This is a genomic window from Mucilaginibacter sp. UR6-11 (genome assembly GCF_020880695.1).
Classification (GTDB): Bacteria; Bacteroidota; Bacteroidia; order Sphingobacteriales; family Sphingobacteriaceae; genus Mucilaginibacter.
In genome coordinates, this window is the sequence record NZ_JAJIWO010000003.1 from 235,068 (window position 1) to 261,657 (window position 26,590).

Below are 26,590 nucleotides of genomic sequence, written 5' to 3' on the forward strand. Positions count from 1 at the left end.
CGTTGTTATTTCCTGGTAAATTTAAAAACACTATCAATTAACTGGTTTACATCATCAGATATTTTAAGCAGATAGGCCAATGATAAATAAATAACTGCAACCACTGCCGACCGTAAGATCAGGTCTATATATATATCATGCCCCAGCGGTAAATATAAACCGGTTAATAAAGTAATTATACTGATAATGATAATCGATACATGTGTCCTGCCAAAAGGCTGCAGGCCAAATTTCAGTTTTACATAGATCCAGTATAAAAAATTAAGGATAAACATGGTCATGAAATAAGCTATGGCGGCGCCCATCATCCCTATCCGCGGGATAAGCAGCCAGTTTGCGGCTACGCAAAAAAACACCGACCCGACAATAAAGTAGGTGGTAAACTTATAATGTTTGGATAAGTTAATGATATAGCCGTTTACCCCGCCGGTAATGTCTGTTAAAAACCCAAGGCCCACTACAATAAATACATTAAAATAGGTGGTAAACTCATCTTTATGTTTATGCAGCAACACGTTAATCAGAAAATTCCTGTTTACGACAATCCCGATAAATAATAACGATCCTATTAACATTTGCATTACCGATGTTTTATAATAGATCTTGCCAATTTTAGGCAAATCGTTATCAGACCAGGCCTGCGCTATAATTTGTAATGATGTACGGTTCAATGCCTTGGCAGGTAAGCTTATAGCTAGGGCTATGGCAAAAAATGTGGTATAAATGGCAATTATCGGCAGTTCATTTTTTACGCTTAACGCCATTAACATTATGTTATCAAGGTTTAGTATCAACGCTGCCGAGGTACTGCTTAAAAGAGTATAAAAACCATATTTAACAAATTCTTTTTTCTGACTTACAATTTGCGGCGATATCCGGCCCAGTTTAAAATCGCGCCCGCGGTACACGTAAAATAACAGGATAGCTATCATGGCTATATTGGCGGCCAGGTATATGGATAAAAAATCGTGATAGGTAATAAGTGCCGCTTCTATTAATAATACACTTACCAGCGTAAATACACGCAATAGCACCTCGCGTAAGAATGAGGACAGCACGTTTTTAAAAACCGTAATAGCCAGGCTCTCTATCACCGTATAAACCATGGTTAAGAAGGACAACGGGATTAAATAATAAAAATACCGGACCAGCAGTTCAGATCCCGGTTTATGGCTGTAATGCCTTATAATTGAATTCTGGAAAAACAGAAAGACAAGGGTAAATAAAACGAAGCTGATAACACACCACGCAATTACAAAGGTTACAAAGCCACCATGCTTTTTATCATCACTGCGAAAATCGGGGAGATATTTAAATATAATATTATTTATACCTACCGATGCAATTTGCGCATACAGCAGCGTAATAGTATTCATAATGGCAAAAAAACCTATTTCTTCGAGCGTTAAAATCCGCTGAAATAAAACTACCAGATTAAAGAAACCAAGCGCGGTACCGGCATACAAGATAATGCTGTTATAAAACCCCTGTTTCTTTAATAAATTCATTTAATGCTTTTTTGTATGATACTGTCAAGCAAAGCTATACGCGATTTGATATGGTAGTTGAGCATTATATGCCCGCGTCCGGCTTTGCCTAATTTAACTGCCAGCCCGGGCGACCCGGCTAATTTAATCATTCCCTGCGCCATACCGTCTATATCATGTTCGGCGGTTAAAAAGCCGGTAACACCGTCAATAACCGCTTCTTTTATACCGGCATGGCGTGTTGACACTACCGGCAGCCCTGATGAGGATGCCTCAAGTACCGATACCGGGGTACCTTCCCTGTCGCCATCAGCAGCAGTTACCGAATGCTGCACATAGGCGCGCATGTTTTTTATCAGCTCTTTAATCTGTGTCTTATTCAAGACCCCCGCCAGGGTTACCTGCGATTGCAGATTTAAATTGCCAACCAGTTTTTTTGTTTCCTCAAACAGCGGGCCGTCTCCAACCATCCATAATTTGGCGTCGGGGAATTTATCGGCCACAATTTTAAATGCCTTTACCACTGATGAAGGCGACTTTTTTTCTACAAACCGTCCTATCGCTAAAAAATTACGGGGCGAATTTGAAATATCTGCCAGCGGGAAATCTTCAGTGTCAACCCCGCATGAAGCGTTGTAGATCTTATCAGCAGGGGCGCCCATTTCCTTTAATTTTTCAACCATATCCGCCGATACGGAAATAAAAGCGCTGGCATAATTAAACGCATCCCGGTAAAGATCCTTATACTCCGAAACAGTGCTGCGGTTATATACGTCGGCACCATGGTAATGAATGACCAGCGGAACATTGGCTTGTTTGCAGGCCTGGGTTACCATTGCGCCTACCATGCCATATTCAGCAAATACGGCATCAACGTGTTTTTCAACCAGGTAGCATTTCAGGGCGTTGGTTCTGACAGCTATGCGTTTACGCTTTAAAACTTTTTTCTGGAACAAATAGCTTAAAAGCCCCCATTTTGATTTGATAAGCGGCTTATCCTCATTATCATAAACAGGGAACGCACCACCATACAATACCAGCTTATTGCCGGCCAGCAGGTCGATATGCGCCTGTACAAACGTTTCAGAAAAAGAGGATTTATTAGGCTTTATAATGCACAAGGTGTAGCCGCTATCCATGTTTATCCTAATTTGCGGCGAACAAAAGCCTTACGGAAATAACTGCCTAACCTGGCTTTTGCTTTACCGATTATCCTTTCTGTCCTTTGGGCCGCGGTTACCGGTTTTGGTGTAAAAAACGCGGTTAAAAAATCGTCGTTCTTTTCAAGCACTATGTGCGTATAATCGGCCGTGTGCCAAACATCTTTCTGGTGATAAAGGATCACCTCGGTACCTGTATCCTCTGCCAGCTTGCCTATTACACTAAACGTAATATGCTCATCCACCGGCTGCATAGTTTCGGGGCGGTTAACCAGGCACCATTTAAGGTTATGCGGTGTGGGCACAGTAAGTACAATTTTACCTTTGTTCCTTAATATTTTTGCCAGCGCGGCGTGTACCGCGGGCCTGTCCTCAACAGCTATATGTTCGTAAACATCCATAAAAACAATCAGGTCAAACTGTTCGTCTTTAAATGTTTCGGGGGTTAATATGGTTTCTCTAAAATCAAGCTTATCATCCGCGAACAGCTTTTGCGCTATCTGGATAGACATGGTACTGATATCAATACCGGTAACATGTGCATTTGGCCACTGCTTATGCATACGGTTACAAATGCTGCCCATACCGCAGCCTACTTCTAAAATGCGTAACGGTGCTTCGGGCGCAAAACGCATAATGGTTTTCCAGCCAAATTCAATCCGCGGATTGACAATAATATAGTCGTTTAGTTTGTACTTAACGTGCTCGTCATAATATGATACTACGTTTTCACGGTCTATTTTTTCTTCCATTTATAATACGGGGAATAGATTTGATTTTAGTCGTCCACAAAGGTACTTAAATATTCATTATAGTGGTTTTTGGGCAACCACAATATACAAAGCACCGTCGCGGTCGCGCTGCGCCTGCGAGTGCAGTTTATCAAACAAATTAATGATACCCTGCATGATGACAGACCATACCGGAACCAAAAACCGCGGTAATTTAAACAATATCCCATCCTGGAACAATTGCAGCCCGCTTGCGGTAAGGCCCAGCACACCGGTAAATGAGGCTAGCGTGAAAGCTTCTTTTTCAACGGTCTTTTTTAATCCGGCGCCCGTCCAGCGCCAGTAATCATTTGGTGTGGGGTGATACAGCCAGTAGCCATGCGTGGTCAGGATCATAGAGCCGCCGGGCTTTAACAGGCGCCAGGCTTCCTGCAGATAGCCTTCCGGCGAATCAACATGCTCCAACACCTGGTTGGACAGGATGATATCGGCATAATTATCAGGCAGGGTGGTTTTACTGTCAAAACCGATATGATGGTCGGCCCGGGGGTTCATTTCCAGGTCGACACCCAGGTATTTACCAACGTGAGGTTCAATAACCGGTTTATATGGCATATCGCCACAGCCAAAATCTATTAAAACCTGGTTCTTATTATTAGCAGTAAGCTCTTCAATTTTCTTAACAGTTGCATCCCTTAATTGGGTAAGCACCACATAACGCGGATTAAATATACTGGGGTACAGGCGGTCATTACCTTTCATCCGGCTAAGTTAATTCTTTTTTGCACAGGTGTAAAAATCCTTGTTTAACAATCGGGTAAATTACCGTTCACCTATTTTGCGTAAACGTATAATTTTTGGATGTCATTAAGGCTTAAAGCGCGGCTGTACAAACGTATTTCGTCAAGCGCGCCGTAAAGATAATATCCGTTACTGCCCGTGTTACGGTTATCACTGCCGATATACAAATCAGCCGCCGTGCTGGCATTTGGTGTAGGTATCTGCCCGGTCACACTATTTAAAACACCATTGATATAAAGGCTTATCTGCTGTTTTTGCACATTGTATACCGTGGTTAGCATGTACCATTTATTTAACTGGATGCTATTTATACCTACCGCCGCCGGGTCGGTTCCGCCGGATACGTTAAAAAAGGGTGCGCCCAAAATATTAGTGCCGTTTACAGCAAATCCGGTGATAGATGAACCCCAGCCGTTAGCAGACCCCGTGCCCCTTTTTGAAAGCACGAAAGAACCCGAAGAGGTGTTGTAATGTGTTAAATTAACCCATGTGTTTATCGTAAAATCCGTATTGCTTAATCGTAACGCCGGGTTATCTTTAACCATTAAAAAACTGCTTGTTCCATTAAATAAATAAGCCGAATGCGGATTACCTGATCTGTCAGCCGTTAATTTAATGCTATCGGCTGTTGCCGTGTTGCCATTACCTGATGAATCAACTGCACTGGTGGTTGAATTGTTATTAAAAGCATAATAGGCTATCAGTCCTGTTTTTAAACTATCAATGGTGGGTGTCGGGATGGGGGGTGTAGTTGCCTTAACAGGATCAAACTTTTTACACGAACTACCCATACTTAACAGAATAGCTGTAACACACAATAAGGCAATGTTTTTCATTTTAAGGTTAGATTATGCAGCTAAAATAGAACTTTTCCTGTCATTACAACTATTTATGCTTCATATAATGCTGCAGATAGTTTATTTTGGCTATGGTATCTTTTCGCCATATCACCAGCGAGTCCTTAGTTAACTTTTGCACCTCGAAGTACCGCTCGTTTACCTTCCGTTTATCCAGTACAATCAGGCAACCGGGTTGGGCGATACCCCAGGTACCGTTTAACGGCGGTGGTGGCGGCATGCCATTTACCGGGCCCATTACTAAATTATAACTTGCGTCGGGGTTTAGTTTAAAATAGCCCGGCTGTTTTAAATAAATTGCTTTAAAAACCGTATCAGGGCCATAAGGCGCCTCAAGTGTAAAAACATTATCCCATCTAAATTGCAGACTGGCCAGTGTGGGGCATTTAAACGCCGTATAGCGTTGCAGAATGGTAGTATGCCCAACGGTTTGCTTCAGGGTCAATGAATCATCCGACAGCCGGATAACCGAAAACCTGCGTTCTTTAGCGGTAGTTGGGTTAAGCACAAATTCACAGTCCCTGTTAATGTTCCATTTGCCGTTTACCGGGGCGTCATCACTAAACAAATTGTAAGTAAAGTCGCCATTGATCTGGAAGTAGCCGCTTGGGTGGGTTATATGGTGACTAATTAGTTTGCCATCAGCGTCACGGACATCCGTTTCGGTTGCCTCAACGGCCCATCTTTTTAAATAATCAATTGATGATTCGTGCAGGCATATCTGGCTTGATCTTACCTCTTTTTTACAGGAATTAAAAAATAAGCCCGCAAGCAAGATTAAACAGGCCAAAAAATATCTCTTCATCACTTTATTAAAACGCAAATATACCGGTTACAGCCAAACAAAAAAAGAGCCGCATTGTGCGGCTCTTTTTTACTTAACAATTTAAGTATTGTTTAATAAAGTGTGTTTTTCAAAGCGGTGATTTCTGTCGTGGTAAGCAATTTGTTATAAATTCTTACATCATCTATTGCTCCGTTGAAGAAATAATTTGGACCGATATTATCTCTTCCGATAACTAAAGGATCAGTAGTTGTAGCGCTTGGTGTTGGGAACCCCGATGAGTAGCTTCCGGCTGCGACCCCATCCACATAATGAGTGAGTGTCCCCGTTGAATATTGATAGGTTACTGTAATCATGTGCCAATTGGTTGCGCTTGCACTGACAAATGTTGTACCTGTTGAGCTGGTTGTACCCCCACCCGGGCCAAAAAAATCATAGCCGGATGTTGTCAGGCTCCAGCCATAACCTGTTGCGGTTGACGAACGCTTGGCTATCATTTGCATTCCGGATGAACCATAGCTATTTACTCTAACCCAGGCATTGAGGGTGTAGTCAGTATTATTTAACCGTAAAGCTACATTATCCGGAACAGTAACATAACTACTTGTTCCATTGAAAGCGTACGCATTACCGCTTACTCCATTACGGTCGGTTGTCGAGGTAACGTTATATGCTGTGCCATTATTGCCGTTGCCTGAAACATCATTGGCGTTGCCATCAAACGACCAATAAGCAAGTAGCCCGGTTGGGTTAGGTGCAGTATACAAATCAGAAATATTAGAAGCGGTTAGTGCTTTGGAATATACTCTTATTTCATCCATAGCACCTGTGAAATAATAGCTGGATGACGCGCCGGCATAACCAATAGTCAAATTAGTAGTTGAATAACTAGTTGGCACTCCCGTATTACGGACAGTATCGAGCACACCATCTATATACATGTCCATATTATAAGTACTGTTATGGTATACATATGACACCATATGCCAGCTACCGGTACTTACAGTTCCGTGGCTTACGGCATTACCTAAGCCATGTGCACCTATACCAAAGTAGCTACGGCCAGGGCCGTAGCCATATATATTGCCTGTAATACTACAGCCCCAGCCACTGGGGCTGCTGTCTAACTTAGACAGCACTTGTGAGCCATAGCTTGCATTATAGATATCTAAATTAACCCAGGCATTTATAGTGTAATCTGTATTGTAAAGTCGCAAATCAGCGGCGTCCAAAACAGTCATAAAACTGCCGGTAGTAGGGCTATTGTTAAAATACAGGGCGCGGCCTGTGTTACCGAAATGATCTGTTGTTGCAGATACAGCACCAGTAATGGTAGCTGTATGGCCGTTACCGGAAAGATCTGTGCCATTACCATCCATAGGCCAATAAGCAACAAGGCTTGAATTTAAACTTTGATCTTTTTGCCCCCTGATAAACTGGGTTTGCTGAGTTGTCTGATTTAAGCTACTGTTAAGGTTTGCCTGGTTTGCTTTTTTGCAGGAAGGCGCCAGAAGTGCGCTCACGGCCAATGCAGAAAGCAGGCCGCTTTTTGTAAAATTTCTCATGTGTTTTAAGATTAGGTTAAACTGTTAAGTTAATCAAATATATAAAAACGGCATTTAAAAAACCAAATAAAAATTTCCTTTTAGTTACAAAAAAGGTAATCCACCCCGAATAATAGCGACTAAACGCATTTAAAAAGCCTTTTTATAACCTGTGATTAACTATTAATTAACATTAAATTAAGAATACCTATATCTATAAAAAACCGGTACAGGCCACCGGCAACAAAAAAGGCTCCGCAATTACGGAGCCCTTTTTGTTACTGGTATGTTTGTAATCGCTATTTACGACTGAAACTTTTTGGCGTTAATTCTACGCTCATTTTCATTCAGGTATATTTTACGCATACGGATACTTTGAGGGGTAACCTCAATGTATTCATCAGCCTGGATATACTCCATTGATTCTTCTAATGAGAATTTAATAGCAGGCGCAATACGTACGTTGGTATCGCTACCAGATGCGCGCATGTTGGTTAACTGCTTGCCTTTAGTTAAGTTAATAACCAAATCATTGTCGCGGATGTGCTCGCCCAATACCTGGCCTTCATAAACATCAACTCCCGGATCAATGTGAAAACGGCCACGGTCCTGTAATTTATCAATAGCAAACGCAGTAGTTTTACCGGTATCCATTGATACCAATACACCGTTTGAGCGGCCGGGGATAGGACCTTTCCACGGCTCATAAGCTTTAAAGCGGTGAGCCATAATAGCCTCGCCACCGGTTGCGGTTAATACGTTGTTACGTAAACCAATAATACCACGTGCAGGGATATCAAACTCCAGGTGTTGTAAGTCGCCTTTAGGCTCCATTACCAACAGGTCGCCTTTACGTTGGGTTACCAATTCAATAACTTTACCTGCAACATCACCCGGTACATCAACGATCAGGGTTTCTACCGGCTCGCATTTAACACCATCAATTTCTTTAACAATTACCTGCGGCTGGCCCACTTGTAACTCATATCCTTCGCGACGCATGGTCTCGATCAATACGGATAAGTGAAGAATACCACGACCATAAACTAAGTAAGAGTCAGGCGATTCGGTCTCAACAACCTTTAACGCCAGGTTTTTTTCCATCTCTTTGTACAAACGGTCACGTAAGTGGCGCGAGGTTACAAATTTACCTTCTTTACCAAAAAATGGTGAGGTATTGATGGTGAACAACATGTTCATGGTAGGCTCATCAATATGGATAACTTCCAATTGCTCCGGTTTATCAAAATCGGCAATGGTATCGCCAATATCAAAACCTTCAATACCTACAACTGCGCAAATATCGCCGGCGCTAACTTCGGTAGCTTTAACCTTACCTAAGCCTTCAAAAGTATATAGTTCTTTTATTCTTGTTTTTTGGATAGTACCATCGCGTTTTACCAATGATACCGGCATGTTTTCTTTGATAGTACCGCGGGCAACACGGCCGATAGCGATACGACCAACGAACGAAGAATAATCTAACGATGTGATCTGCATTTGCAAAGTACCCTCGCTAATTGGCGGCGGCTGGATGTTTGCTAATATCGCGTCCATCAACGGGAATATATCTTCGGTTGGTTTCTTGTAATCAGTACTCATCCATCCCTGTTTTGATGAACCGTAGATTACCGGGAAATCCAACTGGTCTTCTGTAGCCTCAAGGTTAAAGAACAACTCAAAAATTTGCTCATAAACCTCTTCAGGACGACAGTTTTCTTTATCAACCTTATTTACAACCACAATAGGTTTTAGGCCCAATGCCAAAGCTTTTTGGGTTACAAAGCGGGTTTGAGGCATAGCGCCTTCAAAAGCATCGCAAAGTAACAATACGCCGTCGGCCATTTTTAATACACGCTCAACCTCGCCGCCAAAGTCGGCGTGACCAGGTGTATCAATGATGTTGATCTTAACATCTTTATACATTACCGAAACGTTTTTTGATACGATGGTAATACCACGCTCACGTTCCAGGTCATTATTATCCAATATCAATTCACCAGTTTCCTGGCCTTCACGGAAGATTGCACAACTGTGCAGAATTTTATCAACCAAAGTAGTCTTGCCGTGGTCAACGTGTGCGATGATCGCAATATTTCTTATTTTTTGCATGAAATGCCTTTAAAATTTGGCGCAAAGGTAAGGTTAATATATGGATTTTTAAAGTACTAAAGCTATTTAGTAAGAGGCTAATGAAAATTTAACTGACAGATTACATCTTAATAGCATAGGATTGAAAATGCCGGCGGCAGAAATAAGGGAGAGTTTTAGCCAATCGCCCGCGCCGTTAATCTCCGGCTAATGTAAAAAAACATAACCCTGATATCAGATGTTACTTAATATACGTTTGTTAATAAAATGTATTAATTTTGTGACCATGAATATCCAGGCAATACTTATTATCTTACTATTTGCAGCTGCTGTATTTTATATCGGCAGGCTGATGTATAGAAATTTATTTGCCAAAAAAGGCTGTGGTGAGAACTGCAAATGCGGAGTTGATTTTTCAAATATCGATCCCGAAAAAAACTTTAAGTAAACCCAACCTAACTATCATACTAATTTTTTTTAATTAATGGCCGACAAGCAGGTTTTTCAAACTGACACCCCCGGTAGGTGGAACCGTTTTAAGTGGCTAAGCCGCATATTATTAATTGTTTTGGCAGGCAGCGTTTTAGGGTCTGTAATCACCATAACCTCGCAACAATACCCAAGCCTGCCCAATTTAAATCCGGCGCCAAAAAAACTAACCAAAGAAGAGCTTGAACAGCTTAAAGTATCCAAACAGTTTAAAGACTTTAAAATTGATAAGGATCAGATCCAGAAGCTGGAACGTACCCGTAGTTTATACCGCTTAAAACATCCCAACAATAAAGACCGCATTAACGCCGGTTTTTACCGGGCCTGGGAACCACAGGCCTATAACTCGCTGGTTGACCATATTGCCCGCCTGGACATGGTGGTCAGCGAGGGCTTTTTAATTAAACCCAATGCCGACACCATTGACGCTAAAATTGATACCGGCCTTGTGAATCTTAACAAAAAATACAAAAAACCGGTACTGATAACGATCTCTAACTACGTTAATTACAACAACGCTACCGGCGATTTTGATACCCGGGATATTTACCGGATTATAAAAAGCAAAAAGCTGCGCACCACTTTCATAAACAGCATTGTTAACCAGTTAAACAAATACCAGTTCCAGGGTGTAAATCTTGATTTTGATAATATTAAGAACAGGAACGCGCCCGACTATATTAAATTTCTGCAGGAGCTTTATGATACCTTACATCCCGTAGGCTTCCTGGTAACCCAAAACGTAATACCTGATGATGAGCAATATGATTTAAAGCGCCTGCAGCGTTTTAATGATTATCTGTTTGTGATGGCCATTAACCAGCATACCGAGGATAGTAATGCCGGCGACATTTCAAACCAGCACTGGGTTGAACAGATCCTGGATGAGGTATGCGCGAAGATCCCGAGTGAGAAGGTTATTTTAACCGTTTTTGGCGGCGGGGTTGACTGGCCCGAAAACAGCGTCGGTAAACCTGTTGGCTATCAAACTGCCATCAGTACCGCCCATGAGAACCAGAGCAAGATAATTTACGACCCGGTATCGGCCAACTTACATTATACTTATAACGGACAGGATGGTTTAGAACATACTGTATACTTTACAGACGCGGCCACCAATTTTAATATTATCCGCATGGCGGATGATTGGGATACCGGTGGCGTTGCCCTGTGGCGACTGGGTGGTGAGGACCCGCGTATGTGGACCTTCTTCCAAAAAAACCTGGCTATTGACTCGCTGCGGAAAACAGGCGTTGATGTTAAGCGCCTAACCTACGTTGGGTTAAATAATAAGATAAACTACGAGGGCGACGGCGAAGTGCTTGACCTGATAACCACGCCGGTAAGGGGCCAGATTGATATTAAGCTGGATACAGTAAACTATGTCATTACCAACCAAAGCTATATTAAACTGCCCACAAAATACGTGATCAGGAAATATGGTTATAAGCCGGGCAAAATAGTTTTAACGTTTGATGATGGCCCTGACCCTGACTTTACCCCGCGGATACTGGATATATTAAAACGTGAGAAAGTACCTGCTGCATTTTTTGTGGTAGGATCAATGGGCGAAAAAAACATGCAGATCCTCCGCCGCGAATATGAGGACGGCTTTGAAATTGGTAACCATACTTTTTTTCACCCTGATATATCAACCGTTAGCCTTGAGCGTGTAAACCTGGAGCTTAATGCAACCCGTAAGCTCATTGAATCTGTTACCGGCCATAGCACCATCTTATTCCGCCCGCCTTTTAATGCCGATGCCGAACCCCAAACCCTGGCAGAGGTAATACCGGTGGCCGAAAGCCGCAAGCAAAGCTATATTAACATTGGCGAATCAATTGACCCGTGGGACTGGCAGCCCGGCGTAACCAAAGACAGCATTGTGGCCCGCACCATCAGGCAGGCAAAAAACGGCTCCATGCTGCTATTACATGACGCCGGCGGCGATACCCGCGAGGAAACTGTAAAAGCACTGCCCGAGATCATCCATTATTTTAAAACCCACGGCTACCAGTTTACCACCATTGCCGATATACTGGACAAAACCAAAGACGACCTGATGCCCCCGGTAAAACACGAAGGTGGGATTTTTGGATCTTTATATGATGTATTTGTTGTGGGGTACTTTTATGGCAACTGGTTCCTGTTGTACTTGTTCCTGTCGGCTATATTTTTGGCCATCGGCCGTATTGTGCTGATAGGCATCCTGGCCGTAAGACAGTATGCAGAAAACACCAGCTTTAAACGCTACCGCCTGAGGGTTGAAAACATGAAACTTCAACCTGTAAGCATCATTGTACCCGCGTATAATGAAGAGGTTACCGCCCTGAAAACTATTGAAAGCTTATTAAAAACCGATTATAAAGACTTTGAGATAATTTTTATTGACGACGGATCAAAAGACAAGACGTATGACCTGGTTTATGCGGCTTATGGTGCCCATCCGCGGGTAATGGTATTAACCAAGGCAAACGGCGGCAAAGCTTCGGCATTAAATTTTGGCATAACCCACGCCCGTTTTGATTTTGTGGTTTGTATTGATGCGGATACCCAGCTTAAAGATGATGCCATTTATCACCTGATGACCTATTTCAGTGATGAAGAAATTGGCGCAGTGGCCGGCACCGTTAAGGTTGGTAATGATACCAATATCATCACCCGCTGGCAGGCAATTGAATACATTACCGCCCAAAATATGGACAGGCGCGCGTTTGATCTGATTAACAGTATAACCGTAGTGCCGGGCGCAATCGGCGCTTTCCGTAAGTCGGCGGTGTTCCAGGCCGGTGGCTTTACTACGGATACCCTGGCCGAAGACTGCGACCTTACCATGCGCATCCTTAAAAAAGGATACATCATCAGGAACTGCGCCGAGGCTATCGCTTATACCGAAGCGCCCGAAACATTGAACGCCCTGCTGAAACAACGTTTCCGCTGGAGTTTCGGGGTGATGCAGAGTTTCTGGAAAAACCGTAGTGCGCTGTTTAACAAAAAATACAAGTTCTTCGGGATGGTAGGTATGCCTAACATCCTCATCTTCCAGATCATATTACCGCTGTTCTCGCCGCTGGCCGACCTGTTTATGATCCTGGGCCTGTTTGGTGATAAACCGGGCAAGATCCTGATCTATTACGTGGTATTTGTGCTGATAGATTTTATTGTAGGCGTTATTGCCTTCTGGATGGAGAAAGAGGATTACAAAAAGCTGGTGTACATCATTCCGCAGCGTTTTGTATGGCGCCAGCTGATGTACTATATCCTGTTTAAATCATTACGTAAAGCGTTAAAAGGCGAACTAAGCAGCTGGGGTGTTTTGAAGCGTACCGGTAATGTGGGCGTCAACATCGGCCAAAAGAAAACCAAGCCTATGTACCTTGTGGTAGGTTCGCTGGTTGTAGTATTGATAGCTTATTTGTTGTATAGGTATTTTGCTTAATATAATCCGGATTATACTTGTGGATTGCAATCTCCATAATCAGCGCTAACAACGCCGTAACAAAACCATAGCGGAAATCAAAAAAAACTCCCGGACTTTCGACCGGGAGCTTCCGGGATATTTCCCGATAAAATGCTGATAAGTTATTTTACTGTTTGAGATTTATAAACTATTTTGGCACTGGTGGTATAGTTCTGAAAATTAGAACCGAAATATATATTCGATGAGAAATTGACCTTATCGGCGGTCCGGTTTAAAAGGATTTGCTGCTCATCAAGTGCCGATTGCACATCAGCATAAGTTTTAACAAACGTAAACGGCCTTTTTACATTTACTTTAACCATGGCTTTACCGTTGATGGTAGTGTCCGTAACGGTTTTCAACGTTACATTGTTCAGGTTATTATCCACCCAATTAAAGGTTACATCGCCACCCGCATTAACAGTTGTATAATCAAACCCATGAAGTAATGAGCTGTTAAAGTCCTCGTACAGGTGCACTGCGTACGACTGATCGTAACCAATTGCGCCGAAAATAAGGCTGATGTCTTCATTATAAACCATTGTAAGCGTTGTATTGTTAACCGAAGTCATAACCGTTTGATCGCTGGTAACAAAGGTTTCGTGGTATATAGAGGTATCCTCATTAGTTTTTGTTGTCGGCGAAACACCTTGTAATTGACAACCTGCTAATCCGGCCACGCCAACAATAGCGGGCAATAAATAAATCATAAATGTTTTTTTCATATCTCGACATCTGCAACATTCATGCGCCACGCGTTAAAACAAAACACTATTACCATATAAATTTAATTACACTTTATTTTTGCCATATCCGTATCTGCCACGCCTTTATTTTACCATTATCGCAAAAATTAAACTTTAAAATAAGGTCATTACGTATAGTAAAAAGATCACTATGGTTAAATTATTATTCTAATTAGAAATATTAATGATAAATAGGAAATTATATCTCCTAAATATAAATACTGCATCATCATACTAATAACCAATAACTTATAACAACCATAACCATTTATTAGCAATAAACTAATGCAATGCCCTTATCTTTAGTCCGAATTTATTTGCCGGCTATTTGCCGCACTAACTATCACGGGCGAAACAGGTTGGTATTATAAGTAGCTAAGATATAACCATGGAAAGAAGATCAGCATTAAAAAACATCGGCGGCCTTTTACTGGTACCAGGCCTGGGTATGGGTATGAGTGCGGCTAAAGCAAAGCCGGTGTTGCGGCTGGCACACCTTACAGATGTGCATTTGAAAGATGAGTTTGGCGCACCGGCTAAATATGTTAAATGCCTTCATCACCTGCAGCAGCAAAACCCCAAACCTGATCTGATTTTAAACGGCGGTGATATCGTATTTGATATGAATAAAGAAAATATCAACGCTATAGACCGGCAGTGGCAGTTAACCAAAAGCATCCTGAAAAACGAGTGCAGCATACCAACGCATTATTGCTTGGGCAATCATGATATCTGGTGGTATGAGAACAACAAGGGGCAGTCTGCCTACGGCAAGCAATATTCGCTTGATCAGTTACAGTTAAGTAAGCCTTATTACAGTTTTACGCAAAACGGCTGGAAGTTCATCCTGTTGGATAGCGTGCACCTGGACATAGACAATACCTGGTACATAGGTAAGCTGGGCGACGAGCAATTTGCCTGGCTGGAGAACGAATTACAATCAACCGACCCGAAGATGCCCGTATTGGTACTATCGCATATCCCTATTCTTACCGCTGTGCTGATGATAGAAGATAATATCGTTAACAAATGGCAAATGCTGGGCGGCGATATGCATACAGATACCGCTAAAATCATCAATCTTTTTTATAAACACCCCAGTGTAAAGCTTTGCTTAAGCGGGCACATCCACCTGCGCGATAAAGTTGTCTATAACAACGTAACCTACATTTGCAATGGCGCGGTAAGCGGCGCCTGGTGGGAAGGCAACAAGCGCGAAACAGCGCCGGGCTATGGGTTAATTGATCTGTATGCTGACGGAAGCTTTGACGAAAAATATATAAATTATTTGGGATAGTCTTATCAAGGTCGCTGTTAGTCAATAGCTGGCGTGCGGGCTTATTGTCAGTGCAAAAGGTGATCCACCCATTAAAAAAGCGGAAAAAAAGACCGATTTTTAATTAGTTGACGATCAATAGATTAATTAACGAATATACTTAAGGATACTGACGAATAAGGGTGATTCAAAGTGATCCACCAAAAAGCTTAAACTATTTATTTGCAATAAGTTAGCCCGAAAATGCGATCCGGGTGATCCGCATTTAAATGTGGATCACTTCACAATAAAAACGGGGTGTTTTTGCTAAAGGACCGGCCTGATCTCTGCGATCTTCTCTATCAAACAAACCGCGTAAGCAACAACGCCTTCTTCGCGGCCTATAAAGCCAAGTTTTTCGTTGGTGGTAGCTTTGATCGAGATATCATCCTCGGTGATGCCCGCAGCAGCCGCTATATGGATTTTCATGGCAGGGATATGCGGATTGATCTTGGGTGCTTCCAGGCATACCATGGCGTCGATATTGCCTATCTCCCAGCCTTTTTCGCGCAGTAATACCATTACATGTTGTAATAGCTTTAAACTGCTGATACCTTTCCAGCGGTCGTCTGTGTTTGAAAAATGGAACCCTATATCGCGCAGGTTGGCGGCGCCCAGTAAAGCATCGCAAATGGCGTGCAGCAACACGTCGGCATCCGAGTGGCCAAAGGCCCCGGCATGGTGTTCCAGGTCTACGCCCCCTAAAACAAACGGATGGTGCTCTTTTAATTGATGGACATCAAAGCCAAAACCTACTCTTATTTTCCCCATTATTTTTTAGCTCCGAAGTTTAATGACAAGGTGAATCTTAAGGTGTTGGCCAGCGGGCTGTTTTGCTGGCTGGCAGCCAGGTATGAAAAGTCAAACTTATAAATATCATATTTAAGCCCTAAACCAAGCGTAAGGTATTGGCGCCCGCCTTTAGCGGCATTTTCATAAAAGTAGCCTCCGCGTATAGCAAACTGCTGATCATACACATACTCGATACCAGGCGAAAAAGTAACCTCTTTTATCTCCTCACTAAAACCGCCCGGCGCATCAGCAAACGACCCGAAAAGTGCAGCCGGAACAGAGATATTATCATCTTTCCCTTTAATGATATTGCCGTTGGCATCTCTGATGGGCGGTGTCGGCACCAATAGTTTGTTCAGGTCCAGCGTAAACGTTAACTGGTTAAACTCATCGATGTTTAACGTATTGGCAGCGCCTATTTTTAAGTTGGTTGGTAAAAAGTAGGAGGGCCCAACGTCCGAGTAGCTAACCTTTGAGCCTATGTTTGAGATATTGATCCCGTAACTTAAAGTAGCGTCCTTGCCAAATTGCTGATAGGTATTGGTATGGTACATAGATACGTCGGCAGCTACCGCGTTACCGGCTTTGGTTTGCTGGCTTGAGCCTGACGCAAATGACTGGTTGGACAGGTTTGAATGGATATATCGCAAAGTTAAACCAAGTGAGAAATTATTGCCGAACTTACGGGCAAATGATCCGTCGATTGAGAATTCGCTGGGACGATAGGTACCCTGGTCGTTTTGATTGGCATCAACCAGCTGGATAGAACCCAAGTTAAAATAACGCAATGACGCTCCTATAGTATTCCTGTTATCCAGCTTATGCGCGAAACTTAAGTAGGATAAACTAACGTCAGGCACCAGGTGGCGCAACCATGGGCTGTAGGATAAAGCTACGCTGTTACTGGCGCTGTCTAAAAAAGCAAGTTTTGACGGGTTCCAGAAGTTTGCATTTACATCCGGCGATAAAGCCACGCCGGCCTCTCCCATTGATCCTGAACGTGAATCGGGTGATATATTTAAAAAGGGTACTGCAGTGGGTATTGATTTTGAATTATTACTACCGTTTGTACTGGTTTGAGCAAGGGCAAATAAAGGCGATAAGATTATTAAATATATAACAGAGATCTTACTGTAATAGAACTTCATTGTCCGGTCGGTTTTATTAATTGGATAAATATAGGCTAATTATGTGTTTTGGTTACAAGGCTGTACAAGTTTTTTAAATTAAAAGTTACCTTATACGTAACACAAATATTAGTTTTTACGTTAAAAGATCAAACGTGCTAAATTGTTTATTCAACACCCGATTAACTTTAGTATTTTAATTAAAAAAATTTATAAATTTACCCGTATATATAATTGTAAAAATATGAAAATACTTTTTACTAACACTGCTATAGTGCTGGTGATTGCAACGTTGTTGAGCAGTTGTTTTTTTAACAAGCACCCAAAGTCGCAGAAAACCGGTATACCGTATAATGATAAAAAATATGGTTACCAAAAATTCAGACAAACCCACCCGGCACCGGGACCGGGACTGGTAGCAATTGAAGGCGGTACATTTGTATTAGGCGGCAGTGCAGACCAGGATATTAACTTTGAGTATAACAATGTGCGCAAAAGGGTAACTATCCCTGCTTTTTATATGGATGAGACAGAAGTAGCTAACCAGGATTGGCTGGATTACTTACACTGGATTAGTGCGACATTCCCTACAGATCACGAATTGTATTATAACGCACTGCCTGATACCCTGGTATGGCGCAGGCCTTTATCCTATAATGAGCCTTATGTAAGTAACTACCTGCGTCACCCTGCTTTCCAGGATTATCCTGTAGTAGGTGTTACCTGGGACCAGGCACAGGATTATTGTGTTTGGCGTACCGACCGGATGAACGAATTTATTTTACAAAGTCAGGGTAAAATTATTAACCCCCGCGCTGCAAAAGCTACAGCAGGCGCAGCGGCTGCCAATGCGCAAAAAGTACCGTTTAATACAGATATGTATCTAAACAATCAATTTAGAGGTGCAGGTATAGACGGTAAAAAAATGACCGCTGATTTAAATGGAAAACCTGCTGCCGGCAGTAAGAAAGCTGTCAGACCGGTAACTGTTGAAGATGGAATTTTAAAACCGGCCTACCGCTTACCTACCGAGGCCGAATGGGAATACGCTGCGCTGGCGCTTGCCGGTAATACCCAGTTTGAAAACATAACCGACGGTAAAATATATCCGTGGAACGGCTTAGGTGTGCGCTCTGCAAAAAAAGCCACCCGTGGCCTTATCCTGGCTAACTTTAAACGTGGCGCCGGTGACAACGGCGGTGTTGGCGGTTACTTAAATGATAAAGCCTTTATCACCGCTCCTACACGTTCATACCAGCCAAATGATTTTGGTTTGTATAATATGGCAGGTAACGTTAATGAGTGGGTACAGGATACCTACCGCCAAATGAGCTTCGAAGATGTGGATGACTTTAACCCTTTCCGTGGTAATGAGTTTACTGACAAACGCTTAGCTGACCCGGCTACCGGCAAATATGCTAAAGACAAATATGGCCGCCCAATCAAAGATCCGGCGAAATCGGCAAAAAAAATGACTTATGCCGAGTTAATCGCTTCGCAAACAGCGGCTGCCACACCGGCAGCTCCGTCTAAAGATCCTTTGGCCGGCAAAGCTTACAATGCAGATGCCCGCGGTTTCCTTGATACAGTAAACACCAGTTTATATGGTACAACTACGTTGGTGAGCAACCATTCTAAAGTGTACAAAGGCGGTTCATGGAATGACCTGGCTTACTGGCTAAACCCTGCAACCCGCCGTTTTATGAATGAGGACGATGCAAGTGCCGAAGTTGGTTTCCGTTGCGCAATGGATTTAGTTGGTGCACCTGAAATACACCCCGGAGGCAAACCACACTTTAGCGTTAAGAAAGCTAAATAAGCTGATACCAGCTACATAAAAAAAGAGCGGCCTGAAAATAATTCAGGCCGCTCTTTTTTTATGTAAACTGCAACAGGATCTGCCCTTTTTCCACCTTATCCCCGGGCTTTATTTTGATCGATCTGATTTCGGTATTAACCGGCGATTTGATAATGTTCTCCATCTTCATGGCTTCAAGGATAAACAGGCTGTCGCCTTTTTGTATAGCCATGCCTTCTGTAACAAAAACTTTTAATACCATACCGGGCATAGGCGCCTTAAGCTCACTTATTTTGGAACCCGATAAACCGGTCAGGCCCATTTTTTCAAGCAATAGATCAAACTGATCTTTTGCGCTGATGTTGTAGATATTATTGTTCACCCTGATCTGCGCCGTTTTTGATGCTTTGTCAAACGCTATAACCTCGGCGTTGTATGATCTTAACTGATCAATAATATGCCAGGCAGACGGGCTGAGCTGTTTGATATCAGCAGTTATCTGTTCATCATTTAACGTTACGCCGTCACCATTCTTATTAAGAGTATAGTCAAACTTGCCGTTTATCTTTAACTGGTACATAATATTATTGCGTGAAGATGTATTGAATAAGATTAGCACCCATTTTAAGCGCTTTTAAGCGATTTTCCTGGGTATCGCCGGCATAGGTTCCATAATCCTCCCAACCATTGCCCAGATCGCACTCATAGGTGTAAAAACAAACCAGGCGGCCCTTATATATCAGCCCAAACCCTTGCGGGCGCTTACCATCATGCTCATGGATCTTAGGGAGGCCGTTGGGAAACGGATATTTTTGACGGTAGATTGGATAATTAACCGGCAATTCCACAAAATCAAGTTCAGGGAATACTTTTTTCATTTGCGGGCGGATAAATTTATCCAGCCCATAATTATCATCAATATGCAAAAAGCCCCCGCCGGTTAAATACTTGCGCAGGTTGCCGGCTTCCTGGTCTGAGAAAATAACATTACCATGCCCGGTCATAAAAACAAACGGATAGTTAAACAACTGGGCGCTTCCCGGCTCAACAATGTCATCATCAGCCTGGAAATTGGTTTTTAAGTTTTGATTGCAAAATTTGATCAAATTGGGCAGGGCCGTGCGGTCGCCATACCAATCGCCCCCACCGCTATATTTGAGCTTGGCCATTTTATAGGTCGGCGCATTAAAGCTGCTTACGATCAGCAGCAAAACGCCTGCGCAAAACATAAGGACGGTCTTCTTCATTTACCTGTTTAAAAAGTTCACTTCAAAGCAAGCTTCCAGGCCGGCGGTCTCGGTGCGCAGCCTGCTTTCACCTAAAGTTATGGCTTTATATCCATTATGCAAAGCGGCATCAATTTCGGCAGGCGAAAAATCGCCTTCGGGGCCAATTAATATCAGATACCTGCCCTGCTTTTGCAAATGGGCACTCAGGCTTGTTTTTTCGCCAGGCTCGCAATGGGCAATGTATTTCTGCCCGTCAAACGGTTGCGCCAAAAATTTGTTCAGGGCAGTTGGCTCATTTAAAACGGGGTGATATGCTTTAAGCGATTGCTTTATGGCGGCTGTTATGATCTTGGTTAAACGTTCGGTTTTAGCTTCTTTACGTTCAGACCGCTGGCAGATGATCAGGGATATTTCGTCAATGCCGATCTCGGTAGCTTTTTCAAGGAACCATTCCAGCCTGTCCAGGTTCTTTGTCGGGGCGATGGCAATATGCAGGTAATGATTCCGTTTGTTGTAACCAGTTACCACATTGGTTATCTGCAGGATCGTTCTTTTAGGGTGCGCGTCTTTGATTTGGGCAGTATATAAACCGCCGCAGCCATCTATCAGCTGTACCTCGGCACCGGCTTCCAGGCGTAAAACCCGGATGGCATGTTTGCTTTCTTCTTCACTAAGAAAGTATTGGGGGTGTGAGGGTGCTATGTCCGGCGTGTAAAAAAGATGCATTAGCAGACAGATTAATGTAAATCTACTGTATCTTCTTCATTTAGCAATAACTCCAGCTTAACCGATTCAATATTCTGATCGGATTTTTTCAGTACCGTAATGTTGTATCCGTTTGATTCTTTCTGCTCGCCCACGTCAGGGATCTTACCAAAGATATCACCCAGCCAGCCTGATACCGTATCAAAATCTCCGTCCTCTGGCAAATCATGCGGCAGGTGGCCGTTTACGTCGTATATCGGCGCAAGCGCGTTTACAATAAATTCACGGTCGTTCAGTGCTTCAACAATTGGTTTTTCTTCATCATATTCGTCCTGGATCTCACCTACCAGTTCTTCCACAATATCTTCCAGGGTTACCATACCTGCCGTACCGCCAAACTCGTCGGACACGATGGCTATCTGGATACGTTTTTGCTGCAGCTCGGCCATCAGATCATTGATCTTTTTGGTTTCGGGGATAAAGTATGGTTTGCGGATAATGTCTTTTAAAATGATCTCCTCGTTATGGGCCAGTAAAGGCAAAATATCTTTGGCGTGTACAATGCCTACAATCTTATCTATAACCTCGTCATAAACGGGCAGGCGCGAATAGCCTTCGGTTATCAGGATATTAAGCAGTTCGTCTTTACCGGTACTTACCTCAATCCCGGATATTTTGGTACGGGGCACCATGATATTTTTAACCACGCGCTCATTAAACTCAAATACATTTTGGATCAATTCGTGCTCGTTCGAGTCGATAGCGCCCGTTTCTTTACCCTGTTCTAACAGGTATTGTAACTCTTCCGAACTATGGTGCGCCTCATGACCGGGAATAATGTTTATGCCTATCAGCTTCAATAATAAATTGGCCAGCCTGTTCAGTACCCAAATAATGGGTCTGAAAACAATAAAAAAGATCCGTAAAGGCGCAGATACTGCCAGTGCCGTACGTACCGACCGTTGAATAGCAAGCGTTTTAGGTGCCAGTTCGCCAAAAACTATGCTTAATATAGTTATAATTATAAAGGCGATAACATGGCTTGCGGTAATAATACCGCTGGAAGTTATAGCCACCCCGATAGAACGGAAGCCGTGTAAAACCACATTGCTAAAAACACCTTCGCCTATAACACCCAATCCAAGCGAAGCTATGGTTATGCCCAGTTGCGTAGCCGCCAGGTAGCCATCTAAATTGGCCATGATACCACGGGTTACTTTAGCAATACGGCTGCCTGACTTGGCTTTTAACTCGATTTGCGAACCGCGCACACGTACCAGTGCAAATTCCGCGGCCACAAAAAATCCATTTAAAAGAACCAGGAAAAAGGTAAGTAGTATATAGTATCCGTTAACGGTAATATCTGGGTCCATCAATTAATTATTGGTAAACAGGAAAAGTAGACTTATATAGTTCTAAACTTTCATTAATTACTTTGTGGGCATATTTTTTGCCCAGCATATGCTCGATAGTAACCTTTTTGTCTTCAAGTGCCTTGTAATCTTTAAAAAAACGCACTATTTCTTTCATGGCGTGCGGTGGCAGTTCATTTAAATCATTGATATAATTTACTGACATATCGTTGTTTGCTACCGCAATAATTTTATCATCCTGCTCACCATTATCAACCATATGCATTACGCCGATAACCTTGGCTTCAATTATCGACATCGGGAAAACATCAATTGAGCAAAGTACCAATATGTCTAACGGATCTTTATCATCGCAATAAGTTTGTGGTATAAAACCATAATTAGCCGGATACATTACGGATGAAAACAATACGCGGTCAAGTTTTAGCAAGCCCGAATCTTTATCAATTTCATACTTTGCTTTTGAACCTTTTGGGATCTCAATAATTGCATTTACTACTTCAGGAACGTTATCACCCGGTGAAACCTGGTGCCATGGATGTTGTGTACTCATTTATATTATTATTGTTATTAGTCGCTTTTAATTAATCGCTTTTTTAAGAAAGCAAAAACAAGCGGAATTGTTGTAATTATTATTAATCCTATTACCACATATTGCAGGTAATCTTTTAACTGCGGGTACCTTCTACCCAAAAAATAGCCTGATAAAACAAATGTGTTTACCCAGGCTATGCTCCCTGCCAAATTATAAATAGTAAACTTTTTAAAGTCTACCTTTACCACACCTGCAAAGATAGGGGCAAAAGTTCTTATAATAGGGAAAAATCTGCCTAAAACTAATGCCATGCCACCATACTTGGCATAAAATTCTTCTGCTATGACGATGTAACGTTTTTTAAAGAACAGTGAATCGTTTTTACTGAATAGCACCGGCCCCGTTCGGTAACCAAACCAGTAACCGGTGTAGTTGCCTAAAATACCTGCCGCTATTATTGAAAGCAAGAGGGTACTCAGTGATACATCGATCATCCCGGATGAGCATAACAAGCCCGCCATGAATAATAAATAATCACCCGGTAAAAAAAAACCGAAAAAAAGACCCGTTTCAGCAAAAACTACAATAAGCAGGAAGTAAAACCCTCCCTTACTTAAAATGGATTGAGCGTCCGTTAAATTTTGCAGGTGTTCCCAAAAATTTTCCATTCACTATATTTGTAAAACTACAAATATTAAATTAAACTTTTGAGATTAAGACAGCTCATTAAATGAGCCCGTTTATCAATTGCGGATATACGCCTATAACGATGGTAGCCAAAGCAGCAAAACCCAATACAAAAACATAATAGGGTGATACTGCAATCTGATTGCGGTCTGCGCTGCGGAAATACATCGCAACAATAACCCTGAAGTAATAGAATATGCTGATAATAGCATTTATCACCGCAATAACAGCCAATGCAATATGGTACTGGCCCAGCACTATATTAAAAGCAAAGAACTTACCTATAAAGCCTGCAGTAAGTGGTATACCCGCTAATGATAGCATAGCTACGGTTAACACAAAAGCCAAAAACGGGTTCTTTTTGCCAAGGCCGTTAAAGCTGTCAAAACTGTCGCTGTTGGTTTCTTGCTGTACCAATATTAAAGCGCCAAAAGCTGCGATTGACGCAACCGAATAAGCGGTTGCATACATGAATATCGTATTCGCAGAACTTGCGCCCAGGGCTAATATTGCAAATAACAAATAGCCCGCATGCGAGATACTTGAGTAAGCCAGCATGCGCTTAAAGCTTTGCTGGTAAAGCGCTGTGATATTACCGATGAACAGGGTGATGATGGCGATTATGATAAGTCCCGGCGCCCAGATATTGGTTAACAGCGGGAAACAGGTAATAAACAAGCGTAAAAAAGCAGCAAAGCTGGCAGTTTTTGAAACTGTCGACATGAACGCAGTTATCAAGGATGGCGAGCCTTCGTATACATCAGGTGTCCAGAAGTGAAAAGGCGCTACACCCACTTTAAAGCACAGGCCCACTATCACCAATATTACGCCGGTGCACAGCATGGGCGAAATGGTAGGATGATCTAATACCCATTTCTGGATACCAAACAAACTGAATGAACCTGTTGAGCCATAAATTAAAGTAAAACCGAACAGCAAAAAGCCGGTCGAAAAGGCACCCATTAAAAAGTATTTCAGGGCAGCTTCGTTTGAAGCAAAGTCATTCTTTTTAATACCGGCCAATATGTACAAGCTTACCGACATGATCTCGATGCCGATAAACAACATGGTAAGGTTATAGTAAGACACCATGACGATGATCCCCGCCAGGGAGAACAAAATAATGGCGTAGTACTCGGCAATGTGACTGCTTATTTTTTCGAAATAGCCTTTTGACAGCAGAAGTATCAGGATAGTTGATATAATGGCAACTGATGAAAATGCAACCGAGAAATTGTTGAACAGCATCATGTCATGATATATGGGCACTGCGCCGGTGTTCCACTCGTTTATTGCTAAACCTAATGCAACAAGTAACCCAACGATGGTTACCGGCAACAAAACTTTTTGCATTTTATACAGACCTAAATACAAAAGCACTATAGGTAAAACAGATATGATTATTAGCGTATTCATGATTAAAACTTACCTGATAATTTTGCAGTGTGTACCAAATTCTCAACCGCGGCAGCAGATATGTGTAGTATAGGCTGCGGATATATACCTAAACCAATTATTAACAAACAGATAATGCCCAATGCTATTTTTTCTGACCCATGGATATCTGCAAATACAGCAGTTAATTCATTGGTTGGGCCCTGCATTACATTTTTGTACATGCGCAGCATATATACGGCGCCAAAAATAATGGTTAAGCCCGCGACAGCAGCAATCCAGATGTTATATTGATAAACACTGTTTAATAATAAAAACTCGCCAATAAAACCGTTGGTTAACGGCAGGGCAACCGTGCCCAGCACGATAATTAAAAAAGCGATTGAAAACTGCGGGGCCACTTTTGCAATGCCGCCTAACTGGCTGATGTTGCGTGTACCCAACCTGGTGCTGATGATGTCCCAGATAAAGAACATACCAACAACATTAATACCGTGGCTAAGCATTTGTATCATGCTGCCCTGTACACCCTGCGTGTTCCAGGCAAAAATACCGGCGGATATCAAGCCAACGTGTGCTATGGATGAATAAGCCACCAGGCGCTTACCGTCTGTTTGGGTAAATGCAATTACCGATGCGTAAACAATACCTATTACAGAAAGTATAATAGCTACGTTTTGCCAGGTGATCATGGCCATTGGTGTAATAGGGATCAACCACCTGATAACACCATAAACCCCCATTTTTAACATAATGCCCGATAGCATCATGGTACCGGCGTTAGGTGCTTCGGTATAAGTGTCCGGTTGCCAGGTATGGAACGGGAACAACGGCATCTTAATAGCAAACGCCAGGAAGAACGCCCAGAATATAATCCCCTGGTGGCGCGCTATGGTTTGGCCGCTATCGTAAAAATTCCGGATATCATAAGTTTGAGCCGGCGACTGGATATATAAAAATATGATGCCCAGCAGCATAAATAACGAACCGGCAAAGGTATAGATGAAAAATTTGATGGTGATACGGATCCGGTTTTCGCCGCCCCAAAGTGAGCAGATAAAGTAAATTGGTATCAAAGCAGCTTCCCAGCCTACATAAAACAGGAAACCATCCAGCGCGGTAAAAACAACCAGCATGCCGGCCTGCATAAATAATATTAACGCGTAAAAAGCATTGGCATTTTTATATTGATGTTTATACGTAGTTAAAATAATCAGCGGTACCAGCACCGTAGTAAGCAGTACCATTATCATACTTATACCATCAATACCGGCGCTAAAGTAAATACCTAATTTGGGTATCCAGGGAACGTCAACGCCAAACTGCGAGCTGGCATCAGGTATAAAGTTTGCTAAAAAAACGCCTGCAATTGCCAGTTCAATAACAGAGAAAAAAAGCGCAGCGTGTTTAGCTGTTTCGTTCTTAAAAAGAAGCACAGCAAGCGCCGCAATTACCGGCAAAAATATTAATATACTAACCGTCAT

23 protein-coding genes are annotated in these 26,590 nt (G+C 42.5%); 4 read left to right on the forward strand and 19 right to left on the reverse strand.

What is annotated here, in order from left to right:
* Positions 1-5 precede the first annotated feature (5 nt).
* From LJ658_RS09940 to typA, 8 genes are all read right to left on the reverse strand, one after another.
* Complete coding sequence (locus LJ658_RS09940; protein WP_230546347.1) at positions 6-1,508, reverse strand: lipopolysaccharide biosynthesis protein; 1,503 nt, start codon at positions 1,506-1,508, stop codon at positions 6-8.
* Positions 1,505-2,626, reverse strand: coding sequence for a glycosyltransferase (locus LJ658_RS09945; RefSeq protein WP_230546348.1), 1,122 nt, complete (start codon positions 2,624-2,626; stop codon positions 1,505-1,507). The genes LJ658_RS09940 and LJ658_RS09945 overlap by 4 nt, the downstream gene beginning before the upstream one ends.
* A gap of 2 nt (positions 2,627-2,628) precedes the next feature.
* Complete coding sequence (locus tag LJ658_RS09950; protein WP_230546349.1) at positions 2,629-3,399, reverse strand: bifunctional 2-polyprenyl-6-hydroxyphenol methylase/3-demethylubiquinol 3-O-methyltransferase UbiG; 771 nt, start codon at positions 3,397-3,399, stop codon at positions 2,629-2,631.
* Positions 3,400-3,456: 57 nt separating this feature from the next.
* Positions 3,457-4,140: a class I SAM-dependent methyltransferase gene (locus LJ658_RS09955; protein ID WP_230546350.1), complete on the reverse strand. Its 684-nt coding sequence runs from the start codon at positions 4,138-4,140 to the stop codon at positions 3,457-3,459.
* 71 nt (positions 4,141-4,211) lie between these two features.
* Positions 4,212-5,015, reverse strand: coding sequence for a LamG domain-containing protein (locus LJ658_RS09960; protein WP_230546351.1), 804 nt, complete (start codon positions 5,013-5,015; stop codon positions 4,212-4,214).
* Between the two features lie 49 nt (positions 5,016-5,064).
* Positions 5,065-5,841 (reverse strand): hypothetical protein, encoded by a 777-nt coding sequence (locus LJ658_RS09965; protein WP_230546352.1) that lies wholly within the window; start codon positions 5,839-5,841, stop codon positions 5,065-5,067.
* A 92-nt stretch (positions 5,842-5,933) separates the two neighbouring features.
* Positions 5,934-7,385 carry a LamG domain-containing protein gene (locus LJ658_RS09970; RefSeq protein WP_230546353.1) on the reverse strand — a complete coding sequence of 484 codons (1,452 nt, stop codon included), beginning with the start codon at positions 7,383-7,385 and terminating at the stop codon, positions 5,934-5,936.
* Positions 7,386-7,667: 282 nt separating this feature from the next.
* Complete coding sequence (gene typA, locus LJ658_RS09975; RefSeq protein ID WP_230546354.1) at positions 7,668-9,476, reverse strand: translational GTPase TypA; 1,809 nt, start codon at positions 9,474-9,476, stop codon at positions 7,668-7,670.
* Positions 9,477-9,741: 265 nt separating this feature from the next.
* Here typA and LJ658_RS09980 point away from each other — a divergent pair, with 265 nt between their 5' ends.
* Both LJ658_RS09980 and LJ658_RS09985 read left to right on the forward strand, forming a co-directional pair.
* Positions 9,742-9,903 (forward strand): FeoB-associated Cys-rich membrane protein, encoded by a 162-nt coding sequence (locus LJ658_RS09980; protein WP_230546355.1) that lies wholly within the window; start codon positions 9,742-9,744, stop codon positions 9,901-9,903.
* 36 nt (positions 9,904-9,939) lie between these two features.
* Positions 9,940-13,383: a glycosyltransferase gene (locus LJ658_RS09985; RefSeq protein ID WP_230546356.1), complete on the forward strand. Its 3,444-nt coding sequence runs from the start codon at positions 9,940-9,942 to the stop codon at positions 13,381-13,383.
* Between the two features lie 143 nt (positions 13,384-13,526).
* Here the strand turns inward: LJ658_RS09985 and LJ658_RS09990 are convergent, their stop codons facing one another.
* Entirely contained in the window at positions 13,527-14,129 is a 603-nt protein-coding gene (locus tag LJ658_RS09990; RefSeq protein WP_230546357.1) for a hypothetical protein, read from the reverse strand.
* Between the two features lie 409 nt (positions 14,130-14,538).
* On the opposite strand from LJ658_RS09990, the gene LJ658_RS09995 reads away from it, so the two are divergent.
* A complete protein-coding gene (locus LJ658_RS09995) occupies positions 14,539-15,447 on the forward strand; it encodes a metallophosphoesterase (RefSeq protein ID WP_230546358.1) in 909 nt (302 codons plus the stop codon).
* 285 nt (positions 15,448-15,732) lie between these two features.
* On the opposite strand, the gene ispF is transcribed toward LJ658_RS09995, so the two are convergent.
* On the reverse strand, positions 15,733-16,236 hold the full coding sequence (gene ispF / locus LJ658_RS10000) for a 2-C-methyl-D-erythritol 2,4-cyclodiphosphate synthase (RefSeq protein ID WP_230546359.1): 504 nt from the start codon (positions 16,234-16,236) through the stop codon (positions 15,733-15,735).
* On the reverse strand, positions 16,236-17,405 hold the full coding sequence (porV, locus tag LJ658_RS10005; protein WP_230546360.1) for a type IX secretion system outer membrane channel protein PorV: 1,170 nt from the start codon (positions 17,403-17,405) through the stop codon (positions 16,236-16,238). Before porV ends, ispF begins: the two co-directional genes overlap by 1 nt.
* A 223-nt stretch (positions 17,406-17,628) precedes the next feature.
* Here porV and LJ658_RS10010 point away from each other — a divergent pair, with 223 nt between their 5' ends.
* Positions 17,629-19,203, forward strand: a complete 1,575-nt coding sequence (locus tag LJ658_RS10010; RefSeq protein ID WP_230546361.1) for an SUMF1/EgtB/PvdO family nonheme iron enzyme — start codon at positions 17,629-17,631, stop codon at positions 19,201-19,203.
* A 58-nt stretch (positions 19,204-19,261) separates the two neighbouring features.
* Here the strand turns inward: LJ658_RS10010 and LJ658_RS10015 are convergent, their stop codons facing one another.
* The 8 genes from LJ658_RS10015 to LJ658_RS10050 are packed head-to-tail and all read right to left on the reverse strand — an operon-like array spanning position 19,262 to position 26,590.
* Positions 19,262-19,762, reverse strand: a complete 501-nt coding sequence (locus LJ658_RS10015; RefSeq protein ID WP_230546362.1) for an acetyl-CoA carboxylase biotin carboxyl carrier protein subunit — start codon at positions 19,760-19,762, stop codon at positions 19,262-19,264.
* 4 nt (positions 19,763-19,766) lie between these two features.
* On the reverse strand, positions 19,767-20,429 hold the full coding sequence (locus tag LJ658_RS10020) for a DUF4159 domain-containing protein (RefSeq protein WP_230546363.1): 663 nt from the start codon (positions 20,427-20,429) through the stop codon (positions 19,767-19,769).
* Positions 20,430-21,137: a 16S rRNA (uracil(1498)-N(3))-methyltransferase gene (locus LJ658_RS10025; RefSeq protein ID WP_230546364.1), complete on the reverse strand. Its 708-nt coding sequence runs from the start codon at positions 21,135-21,137 to the stop codon at positions 20,430-20,432.
* Positions 21,138-21,148: 11 nt separating this feature from the next.
* A complete protein-coding gene (locus LJ658_RS10030) occupies positions 21,149-22,489 on the reverse strand; it encodes a hemolysin family protein (RefSeq protein WP_230546365.1) in 1,341 nt (446 codons plus the stop codon).
* Positions 22,490-22,496: 7 nt separating this feature from the next.
* Complete coding sequence (locus tag LJ658_RS10035) at positions 22,497-23,042, reverse strand: inorganic diphosphatase (RefSeq protein WP_230546366.1); 546 nt, start codon at positions 23,040-23,042, stop codon at positions 22,497-22,499.
* A gap of 17 nt (positions 23,043-23,059) precedes the next feature.
* On the reverse strand, positions 23,060-23,692 hold the full coding sequence (locus LJ658_RS10040) for a DedA family protein (RefSeq protein WP_230546367.1): 633 nt from the start codon (positions 23,690-23,692) through the stop codon (positions 23,060-23,062).
* 58 nt (positions 23,693-23,750) lie between these two features.
* Entirely contained in the window at positions 23,751-25,127 is a 1,377-nt protein-coding gene (locus tag LJ658_RS10045) for an NADH-quinone oxidoreductase subunit N (RefSeq protein WP_230546368.1), read from the reverse strand.
* Positions 25,128-25,129: 2 nt separating this feature from the next.
* Entirely contained in the window at positions 25,130-26,590 is a 1,461-nt protein-coding gene (locus LJ658_RS10050) for a NuoM family protein (RefSeq protein WP_230546369.1), read from the reverse strand.

What these genes read in the sequence shown, in the direction of transcription:
- LJ658_RS10050 (WP_230546369.1), bottom strand. Translation starts at nt 26,590, where the DNA reads ATGACGGTTAGTATATTAATATTTTTGCCGGTAATTGCGGCGCTTGCT.
- LJ658_RS09995 (WP_230546358.1), top strand. Translation starts at nt 14,539, where the DNA reads ATGGAAAGAAGATCAGCATTAAAAAACATCGGCGGCCTTTTACTGGTA.
- LJ658_RS09990 (WP_230546357.1), bottom strand. Translation starts at nt 14,129, where the DNA reads ATGAAAAAAACATTTATGATTTATTTATTGCCCGCTATTGTTGGCGTG.
- LJ658_RS10015 (WP_230546362.1), bottom strand. Translation starts at nt 19,762, where the DNA reads ATGTACCAGTTAAAGATAAACGGCAAGTTTGACTATACTCTTAATAAG.
- LJ658_RS09960 (WP_230546351.1), bottom strand. Translation starts at nt 5,015, where the DNA reads ATGAAAAACATTGCCTTATTGTGTGTTACAGCTATTCTGTTAAGTATG.
- LJ658_RS10035 (WP_230546366.1), bottom strand. Translation starts at nt 23,042, where the DNA reads ATGAGTACACAACATCCATGGCACCAGGTTTCACCGGGTGATAACGTT.
- LJ658_RS10025 (WP_230546364.1), bottom strand. Translation starts at nt 21,137, where the DNA reads ATGCATCTTTTTTACACGCCGGACATAGCACCCTCACACCCCCAATAC.
- LJ658_RS09970 (WP_230546353.1), bottom strand. Translation starts at nt 7,385, where the DNA reads ATGAGAAATTTTACAAAAAGCGGCCTGCTTTCTGCATTGGCCGTGAGC.
- LJ658_RS10040 (WP_230546367.1), bottom strand. Translation starts at nt 23,692, where the DNA reads ATGGAAAATTTTTGGGAACACCTGCAAAATTTAACGGACGCTCAATCC.
- LJ658_RS09945 (WP_230546348.1), bottom strand. Translation starts at nt 2,626, where the DNA reads ATGGATAGCGGCTACACCTTGTGCATTATAAAGCCTAATAAATCCTCT.
- LJ658_RS10020 (WP_230546363.1), bottom strand. Translation starts at nt 20,429, where the DNA reads ATGAAGAAGACCGTCCTTATGTTTTGCGCAGGCGTTTTGCTGCTGATC.
- LJ658_RS10045 (WP_230546368.1), bottom strand. Translation starts at nt 25,127, where the DNA reads ATGAATACGCTAATAATCATATCTGTTTTACCTATAGTGCTTTTGTAT.
- LJ658_RS09950 (WP_230546349.1), bottom strand. Translation starts at nt 3,399, where the DNA reads ATGGAAGAAAAAATAGACCGTGAAAACGTAGTATCATATTATGACGAG.
- LJ658_RS10010 (WP_230546361.1), top strand. Translation starts at nt 17,629, where the DNA reads ATGAAAATACTTTTTACTAACACTGCTATAGTGCTGGTGATTGCAACG.
- porV (WP_230546360.1), bottom strand. Translation starts at nt 17,405, where the DNA reads ATGAAGTTCTATTACAGTAAGATCTCTGTTATATATTTAATAATCTTA.
- LJ658_RS10030 (WP_230546365.1), bottom strand. Translation starts at nt 22,489, where the DNA reads ATGGACCCAGATATTACCGTTAACGGATACTATATACTACTTACCTTT.
- LJ658_RS09985 (WP_230546356.1), top strand. Translation starts at nt 9,940, where the DNA reads ATGGCCGACAAGCAGGTTTTTCAAACTGACACCCCCGGTAGGTGGAAC.
- LJ658_RS09965 (WP_230546352.1), bottom strand. Translation starts at nt 5,841, where the DNA reads ATGAAGAGATATTTTTTGGCCTGTTTAATCTTGCTTGCGGGCTTATTT.
- ispF (WP_230546359.1), bottom strand. Translation starts at nt 16,236, where the DNA reads ATGGGGAAAATAAGAGTAGGTTTTGGCTTTGATGTCCATCAATTAAAA.
- LJ658_RS09940 (WP_230546347.1), bottom strand. Translation starts at nt 1,508, where the DNA reads ATGAATTTATTAAAGAAACAGGGGTTTTATAACAGCATTATCTTGTAT.
- typA (WP_230546354.1), bottom strand. Translation starts at nt 9,476, where the DNA reads ATGCAAAAAATAAGAAATATTGCGATCATCGCACACGTTGACCACGGC.
- LJ658_RS09980 (WP_230546355.1), top strand. Translation starts at nt 9,742, where the DNA reads ATGAATATCCAGGCAATACTTATTATCTTACTATTTGCAGCTGCTGTA.
- LJ658_RS09955 (WP_230546350.1), bottom strand. Translation starts at nt 4,140, where the DNA reads ATGAAAGGTAATGACCGCCTGTACCCCAGTATATTTAATCCGCGTTAT.